We start from the raw sequence: 6,508 nt of genomic DNA, 5'->3' as shown, positions 1-6,508 counted from the left end.
GAAGCCCCAGATCACGCCGAGGCCCGCGCCCGTCCGGCGGTCCGCGCCAGCGCGGCGGCGAGCTCCTCGTCGGCCTCGACGGCGCCCGCGGCGAGGTGCCATGCCCGCCGCTCCGCGTCCCGCTCGTCCCCGTACGCCGCGGCGAGCGCCTCGTGCGCGGCCGACCGCCGCGGCAGGGACGAGGCCGCGGCGATCGCGGCCCGCAGCAGCGGGTTCCGGAAGACCAGACGGCGATCGCGGACCTCGATGAGCCCGCCCTGCTCGGCGGCCTCCAGATCCCCGACCGAGGCACCGAGCCGGCGGCCCGCGCACACCAGCACGCCCAGCTCTCCCCGGTCGTCCAGCGCCGCGAGCAGCAGCAGGGCCCGCGTCGCGGCGGGCAGGCCGGCGACCTGGGCGTCGAACGCGCCCCGCCACTCGGCCGGGAACCGGTCGAGCCCGACCGGCCCTGCCGGCGGGAACAGGCCCCCTGTCCGCTCACGATCCGTGAGGGCCGCGGGCAGCGCGACCAGAGCCGCCGGATTGCCCGCCGCCTCCCGCAGGAGCCTCTCCCGCACCCACGGGGACAGATCGGGATGCCGCTCGTCCAGCAACCCCGCTGCGGCCTCCGCGTCCAGCGGCCCCAGCACCCGCGAGGGGAGCCCCTGCGCCGGGAACCCGTCCCCGCCGCGACCCGCGAAGATCATCGTGGTGCCGCCGGCCTCCAGGCGGCGGGCCGCGAACAGCAGCGCCTCGGCGGACGGGCCGTCCAGCCACTGCGCGTCATCGATCAGCACGGCCAGCCGGCCGTCGCAGCCGGTGCCGGACAGCAGAGCCAGGACGGCCAAGCCCACCCGGACGCACTCCTCCGGCCCGGACACCCCCGTCCCCAGCGGATCCCGCAGGACCTCGCGCTGCGAGGCCGGCAACGCCTCGACCCGGTCCGCCACGGACCGCAGCAGCAGATGCAGCCCCGCGAACGGCAGCCGCGCCTCCGCCTCGACGCCCGCCACGCGCACCACGCGAGCACCGGACGCGCGGTCGGCGGCGAACGCCAGCAGCGCCGACTTGCCGGTGCCCACGTCCCCTGACAGGACGAGAGAGCCGCTGAGACCGGCCCGGCCGTCCGCCAGCATCCGGTCGATGAGCGCCTGTTCCGGTTCCCGCCCGTAGAGCATGCGGGCAACCTACCAAAGAAGAACGAACGATCGTACAGATTCCTGGCACCGGCACGACGGACGGCCCGGGCGCAGGCGCGCCGCCGGCGGCCGATGCGCGGCGCCGATCGCCTGCCGGCACACCGGTTGGTTCGCGGAAGCGCGCGCGAGCCCGCCATTGTCATGATCATCGCGTTCCCATCGGAAAGGAGAACGCAATGAGGACTCGCGTCTTCGTCTTGGCGGCCGCCGCCGGAGCGGCGATGGCGGTCACCGCGCCCGCCGCCGCCAATGCCGAGCCGACCGGCGGGCACGTCGCCGTCAAGGCGAGCGATCCCGTCCAGGCCCAGGCCTCGAAGAAGTTCAACGGGAAGTGCAAGACCCCGAAGGGGAAGAAGATCACCGTTTCCTTCTCCCCGGGGAATCTCTCCACCACCTTCAAATTCACCAACCGCTGCAAGCAGAAGCGGGCCATCCAGGTCTGGAAGCAGACGAACGGTGGCGAGAAGAAGAAGGGCAAGTGCTTCGTCGTCAACAAGGAGACCAAGGGCAAGAAGAAGGTCTGGGACTCCATGGCCACGCCCTACAAGGTGACCTTCCCCAAGAAGATCCCCAAGCACTGCGAGAAGCCTCCGACTTCCTGACCGGCGCTGGTCGCGGTGAAAGGCATCTCGGGCGCCGATTGAGTCCCCGCGGACGCATCGCGACATGAGGCAGGGCCGTTCGTTCCGCGCTGGGCGGGACGAACGGCCCTGTCGGTCTCGTGATCGCGGCTCGGCGGGCCGGAAGTGCCCCTAGCGGCGGGTCACCGGCCTTCCGGGCCGCTGGGGGAGCGGGATCAGCTCGAAGCCCAGAGCTGCTCGCCGCCGGCACCGACGAGCTGGTATGCGGCGTTGACCGTCGCCGTGGCGGGGCACAGGAAGGACCCGCTCTTCTTGCTCACCACGCCGTTGGTGATCTTGGCTTGGGACTGGGCGACCGAGGTGTCGGGACGGGTGGGGTTGTCGGGGTTGTATCCGCTGCCCGTGAGGGTGCCGGAGTACACGCAGCTGAGGCCGAAGACCGTCGCGCCGACGGTGTAGTTGGCGACGGTGAGGGTGCCGTCCGCGCCGCCGGCCGTCGGGCTGTAGACCACGGAACCGCCGGCCCAGGGGAGGTTCTGGGCGGTCACCGTCACGGCGCCGAGGCTGCTGGTGCAGCCGCTGAAGGTCGCGGACGTGACGGTCAGGTTGGAGCCGTCGGAGTTGACCGTGCCGTTCTGGATCGCCGACGTGCACGTCGCGTTGCTCAGCGAGGTCGTCACGCTGACGTCGCCCAGGTTCGTGGCGACCACGGCACCGGAGTAGGCGGGACCGGTGATGCTGCCGCTGTGGATGGTGGTCGTCGCGGCGGACGCCGGCGAGACCGCCAGAGCGAGGGCGGAGACCGATGCGGCCCCTACGACAGCGAGGTTCCGAATACGTGACACCTGTTGCTCCTTTCACGAGGTGCCAAGGGGGTGGTATCGAGCTTTATTTCATCTTCTCCCGGCGATTTCAAGAGTTCTGGGCAGATCAGACACGAGGAAGTTTCTATTCAATTCGGGAATGCGGAAAAGAGCGCTCGACGGCGCTGTCCACATGGCTCTCGATGGCGGGTCGCCGACAAGCGGCAGGGTCGTGGAATGGGAGTCAGGGGTTCAGTGGTAATGGCAGGTCACGGTGCGGAAGCCGGTGCGGTGCTCCGCGCCGTCAGGGGTCGGTGAACGCGGGGTCGCCGCGGCTGTGCCGCAGGCGCGTTCCCGCGGCGTGGCGGGGGACGAAGTCTTTCGTGCGGGGGGTGCTCGGGTGCAAGGCGCGCTCCCACGGGCCCGGAGAATCGGCAAGATCCGTCACGAGGCCGCGCGCCGTTCAACGCCGCGATGTCCGCCGGCCGGGGAAGCGGCCGGGTGCAGCGGTGATGCCTCACATGATCGACATCATGAGGCGCGAAGTGTGGCCGGTCAAGACCGGACGCGGTCTTTCTTTTGTGATCACTCGGGAGTTCCCGCATCTCCGACTCGCCCGGGAATTGCACCACTTGTGGCGTGCTCAATACTTAGAGTGATGGGATGATGGTTCGTCGTCTCGTCCGGCCGCTCACCGCCATGCCGCTCACCTGCTGCCTGCTGGACCTCACGTTCTCGTCCGCGCACGCGGTGACGACGGCCGGGCACGCCGCTCCCGACCGGCCGCCGGCGGCCGTCGCCTACACGGCGCCATGGCCCGACCCGTGCCTGCGGGACCTGTCGTGCACGAAGTACCGGCTGGCCGCCATGAGCTCGTCCGAGCGCCTGAGCGTGGTGAGCTACCTGCAACGCCGGCCCGCCCAGCGCTTCGAGCGGGGGTTCGCCCGCTGGAACGCGCTCCAGGCCTTCGTCGAGGTGCTGGCGGCGGACGGTCTCGGCCAGCCGGGCACCTGGTCGGCCTACGTCGACGGCGCCGCGCTGGAGGCCCTCGTCCGCGGGCTGGCCCTCGCCCTCGGTCTCAGCGGCGACGACTACGGCAATCCCGGTGCCCGGCGATGGGCCCGCTACCTCACCCGGCTCGCGGCCGGACGGCTGGACGTCAAGGCCGTCCACAACCGGGAGTGGGCCGGCGCGGAGCAGGCCTCCATCGACCACGGGCGGCGGCCGGGCTACAACCCCGCGACGCCCAGCCGCACCGAACGGGCCCTGCTCGCCGCGAGCGAGCTCTACCGGCTCGCCCTGCGCAACGAATCGACGATCATGTTCGCGCTGGGCGCCCTCCATCAGCCGCGGCTCACCCACTGCTACGACTGGCTCACCGACACCCGCAACCCGCTGCCGGTGCGGGACGGCGCACGAACGCTGGTGGCGGTCACCCGGGTCCCGCCGGACCTGGCCGCGACCGCCGCCGCTCTGACCCGGCTGGCGCGGGACTACCCCTCGTGCACGCACGGTTTCACCCCGGCACACGGAGGCTTCACCTCGGCCCACGGACGGTTCAGCCCGGCACACGGAGGCGGGGGGCTCGGCGCCCCGCCCGCCTTCAAGGCAGGTGCCGCGGCCGGCGCACGGGGGCGTCCCGTGTGACGCCTCCTGCGCCGCTGGCCGGGATGCGGCGGCTCGGCCTCAGGAACCGGTCGCGGTGGCGTGGCGGTGCTGCGGGCCGAGGACGCGCAGCATGTCCAGCGCCTCCGTGCCGCCGGGCGGCGGGGTGAAGACGAGGAGCCGCTGGTCCGCCGCGGGCGTCGCCAGCAGCTCGCAGTCGAACTCGATCCCGCCGAGCTCGGGATGGAGGAACCGGTACCGGTGCGACCGGCGCACCGCGACCTCGTGCCGGTCCCACAGCGCCGCGAAGCCGTCGCCGGCCTCCCGGAGCCGGGTGAGGAGCGCGCGGGACGCCGCGTCCCGCCCGCGGCGGGTCACCGCGGCGCGCAGGTCGGCGACCATCTGCCGGGCGTGCTCCTCGTGCTCCTCGGGGGCGAAGTGGCTCCGCACCTCCGGCTCGGTGAACCAGCGCAGCACGATGTTGCGGTCCTCCGGGGCGACCGTGCACACGCATCCGAACAGCGCCTGCGCCAGGTCGTTCTGCGCCAGGAGATCGCCCAGGTCGCTCAGCACCTGGACGGGCACGCTGTCCAGCCGGTCCAGCAGGTACAGCATGCTCGGCCGCAGGTACTCGCCGGCCCGCGCGTCCTCCGGCGGGCGGTGCCCGGCGAGCAGGTAGAGGTGGTCCCGCTCGTCGGGGGTCAGGCGCAGCGCACGCGTCAGCGCGGCCAGCATCTGCGCCGAGGGCTGCGGGCTCCTGGCCTGCTCCAGCCGCATGTAGTAGTCGGCCGACATCCCGGCGAGCATCGCGACCTCCTCGCGGCGCAGTCCCGGCGTGCGCCGCCGCGGCCCCTCGGCCAGCCCGACGTCCCGCGGCGTCAGCCGCTCCCGGGACCGGCGCAGGAAGTCGGCGAGGTCGTCGCGCTGCAATCCCATACCGGTAGTGATAGCACCTTCCGCGGCACGCATCCTCGGACCCCCGGTCCTAGGGAGACCGCTCCGCTTCAGCGCCGCCGGACGCGCGGGCATCGTGAAGGCGCGGCCGGAAGGCCGTCCGGACGAGGAGGAGCGGTGATCACGATGAAGGCGGTGCGGTTCCACGAGTACGGCGGGATCGATGTCCTGCGCGTCGAGGAGGTGGAGCGTCCGGTGCCCGGCCCCGGGCAGGTCCTGGTGGAGGTCCGCGCGGCCGGGATCCAGCCGGGCGAGGTCCACATCCGCACGGGCGGGCTGCACGAGCGGTGGCCGGCGACGTTCCCGTCGGGCCAGGGCACCGATCTGGCCGGTGTCGTCGTCGAGGTCGGCGCGCACGTGCGCGGTGTCGCGGTGGGCGCCGAGGTCCTCGGCTTCACCCACCGGAGGGCGAGCCACGCGGAGTTCGTCGTGGTCGATGACGTGCACCTGACGCCGCGTCCGGAAGGGCTGTCCTGGGACGTGGCCGGAGGGCTGCACGTGGCCGGCACCACCGCGTACGCCACCGTGTTCGCGGTCGATCCCGGACCGGGCGACACGGTCGTGGTGTCCGGCGCGGCGGGCGGCGTCGGGTCGCTCGCCGTGCAGCTCGCGCGGCGGCGCGGCGCCACCGTGATCGGCCTGGCGAGCGAGCCGAACCACGCCTGGCTGAAGGAGCACGGCATCGTCCCGGTCGAGTACGGCGACGGCATGGCCGAGCGGATCCGCCAGGCGTCCGGCGGCACCGTCGACGCGTTCATCGACACCTTCGGGAAGGGCTACGTGGACCTGGCGGTGGAACTGGGCGTGCGTCCCGGGCGGATCAACACGATCCGCGACTGGGAGACCGCCGCCAGGGTCGGCGCGCGGACCGACGGCGAGGGCGCGGCGGCCTCCGCGGTCGTCCTCGGCGAGCTGGCCCGCCTCGCCGCGCGCGGCGACCTGGACGTCCCGATCGCCCGCACCTACCCGCTGGACCGCGTGCGGGACGCCTTCCGCGACCTCGAACGCGGCCACACCCACGGCAAGATCGTCCTCCACCCCTGACCGGAGCCCGGGGCGGGGCCGGGGATTCAGCCGGGCCGGGGAGTCGGCCGGGCCCGGGGCTCGGCCGGGCGGGAGGTTCGGCCAGGCCAGGGGGGTCAGCCGGGACGGGCCGCGTCCGCCGCCCGGTGCCGGGCGCGGAGCTCGGTGCGGTCGGCGGCGCCCGTCTTCGCGAGCAGGTTCCCGACGTGCGTGTCGACGGTGCGCGGCGACAGGAACAGCCGCTGCGCGATCTGCCGGTTGGTGAGCCCGTCGGTGACCAGGGCGAGGACGTCCATCTCGCGGCTGGTGACGCCCGCGGCCCGCAGCGCGGCGGGCACGGCCGCCCGGCCGCGGCCCGCGCGGG

Annotated in this window: 7 protein-coding genes; 3 read left to right on the top strand and 4 right to left on the bottom strand. The window is 73.2% G+C overall.

Annotated features, from left to right (window positions below; genetic code table 11):
- Nucleotides 1-11 precede the first annotated feature (11 nt).
- Nucleotides 12-1,157, bottom strand: coding sequence for an ATP-binding protein (locus tag E1300_RS46325; RefSeq protein ID WP_131763632.1), 1,146 nt, complete (start codon nt 1,155-1,157; stop codon nt 12-14).
- A gap of 197 nt (nt 1,158-1,354) precedes the next feature.
- On the opposite strand from E1300_RS46325, the gene E1300_RS46320 reads away from it, so the two are divergent.
- On the top strand, nt 1,355-1,780 hold the full coding sequence (locus tag E1300_RS46320) for a hypothetical protein (RefSeq protein ID WP_131763631.1): 426 nt from the start codon (nt 1,355-1,357) through the stop codon (nt 1,778-1,780).
- Between the two features lie 194 nt (nt 1,781-1,974).
- On the opposite strand, the gene E1300_RS46315 is transcribed toward E1300_RS46320, so the two are convergent.
- A complete protein-coding gene (locus tag E1300_RS46315) occupies nt 1,975-2,604 on the bottom strand; it encodes a hypothetical protein (protein WP_131763630.1) in 630 nt (209 codons plus the stop codon).
- Nucleotides 2,605-3,225: 621 nt separating this feature from the next.
- Here E1300_RS46315 and E1300_RS46310 point away from each other — a divergent pair.
- Nucleotides 3,226-4,209: a hypothetical protein gene (locus E1300_RS46310; protein ID WP_131763629.1), complete on the top strand. Its 984-nt coding sequence runs from the start codon at nt 3,226-3,228 to the stop codon at nt 4,207-4,209.
- Between the two features lie 39 nt (nt 4,210-4,248).
- Here the strand turns inward: E1300_RS46310 and E1300_RS46305 are convergent, their stop codons facing one another.
- Complete coding sequence (locus E1300_RS46305; RefSeq protein ID WP_131763628.1) at nt 4,249-5,103, bottom strand: helix-turn-helix transcriptional regulator; 855 nt, start codon at nt 5,101-5,103, stop codon at nt 4,249-4,251.
- Between the two features lie 144 nt (nt 5,104-5,247).
- Between E1300_RS46305 and E1300_RS46300 the strand changes: the two genes are divergently transcribed.
- The gene (locus E1300_RS46300; protein ID WP_131763633.1) at nt 5,248-6,165 is read left to right on the top strand and encodes an NADP-dependent oxidoreductase; all 918 of its coding nucleotides are present in this window, start codon (nt 5,248-5,250) and stop codon (nt 6,163-6,165) included.
- Between the two features lie 95 nt (nt 6,166-6,260).
- Here E1300_RS46300 and E1300_RS46295 read toward each other — a convergent pair.
- On the bottom strand, nt 6,261-6,508 hold a 248-nt coding region (locus tag E1300_RS46295; RefSeq protein ID WP_131763627.1), incomplete at its 5' end, for a helix-turn-helix domain-containing protein.

The organism is Actinomadura fibrosa (assembly GCF_900659615.1).
Classification (GTDB): Bacteria; Actinomycetota; Actinomycetes; order Streptosporangiales; family Streptosporangiaceae; genus Spirillospora; species Spirillospora fibrosa.
This window is presented reverse-complemented; position numbering and strand designations above follow the sequence as displayed.

Coding starts and splice junctions, on each gene's coding strand:
- E1300_RS46310 (WP_131763629.1), top strand. CDS start 3,226: ATGATGGTTCGTCGTCTCGTCCGGCCGCTCACCGCCATGCCGCTCACC.
- E1300_RS46320 (WP_131763631.1), top strand. CDS start 1,355: ATGAGGACTCGCGTCTTCGTCTTGGCGGCCGCCGCCGGAGCGGCGATG.
- E1300_RS46300 (WP_131763633.1), top strand. CDS start 5,248: ATGAAGGCGGTGCGGTTCCACGAGTACGGCGGGATCGATGTCCTGCGC.
- E1300_RS46325 (WP_131763632.1), bottom strand. CDS start 1,157: ATGCTCTACGGGCGGGAACCGGAACAGGCGCTCATCGACCGGATGCTG.
- E1300_RS46305 (WP_131763628.1), bottom strand. CDS start 5,103: ATGGGATTGCAGCGCGACGACCTCGCCGACTTCCTGCGCCGGTCCCGG.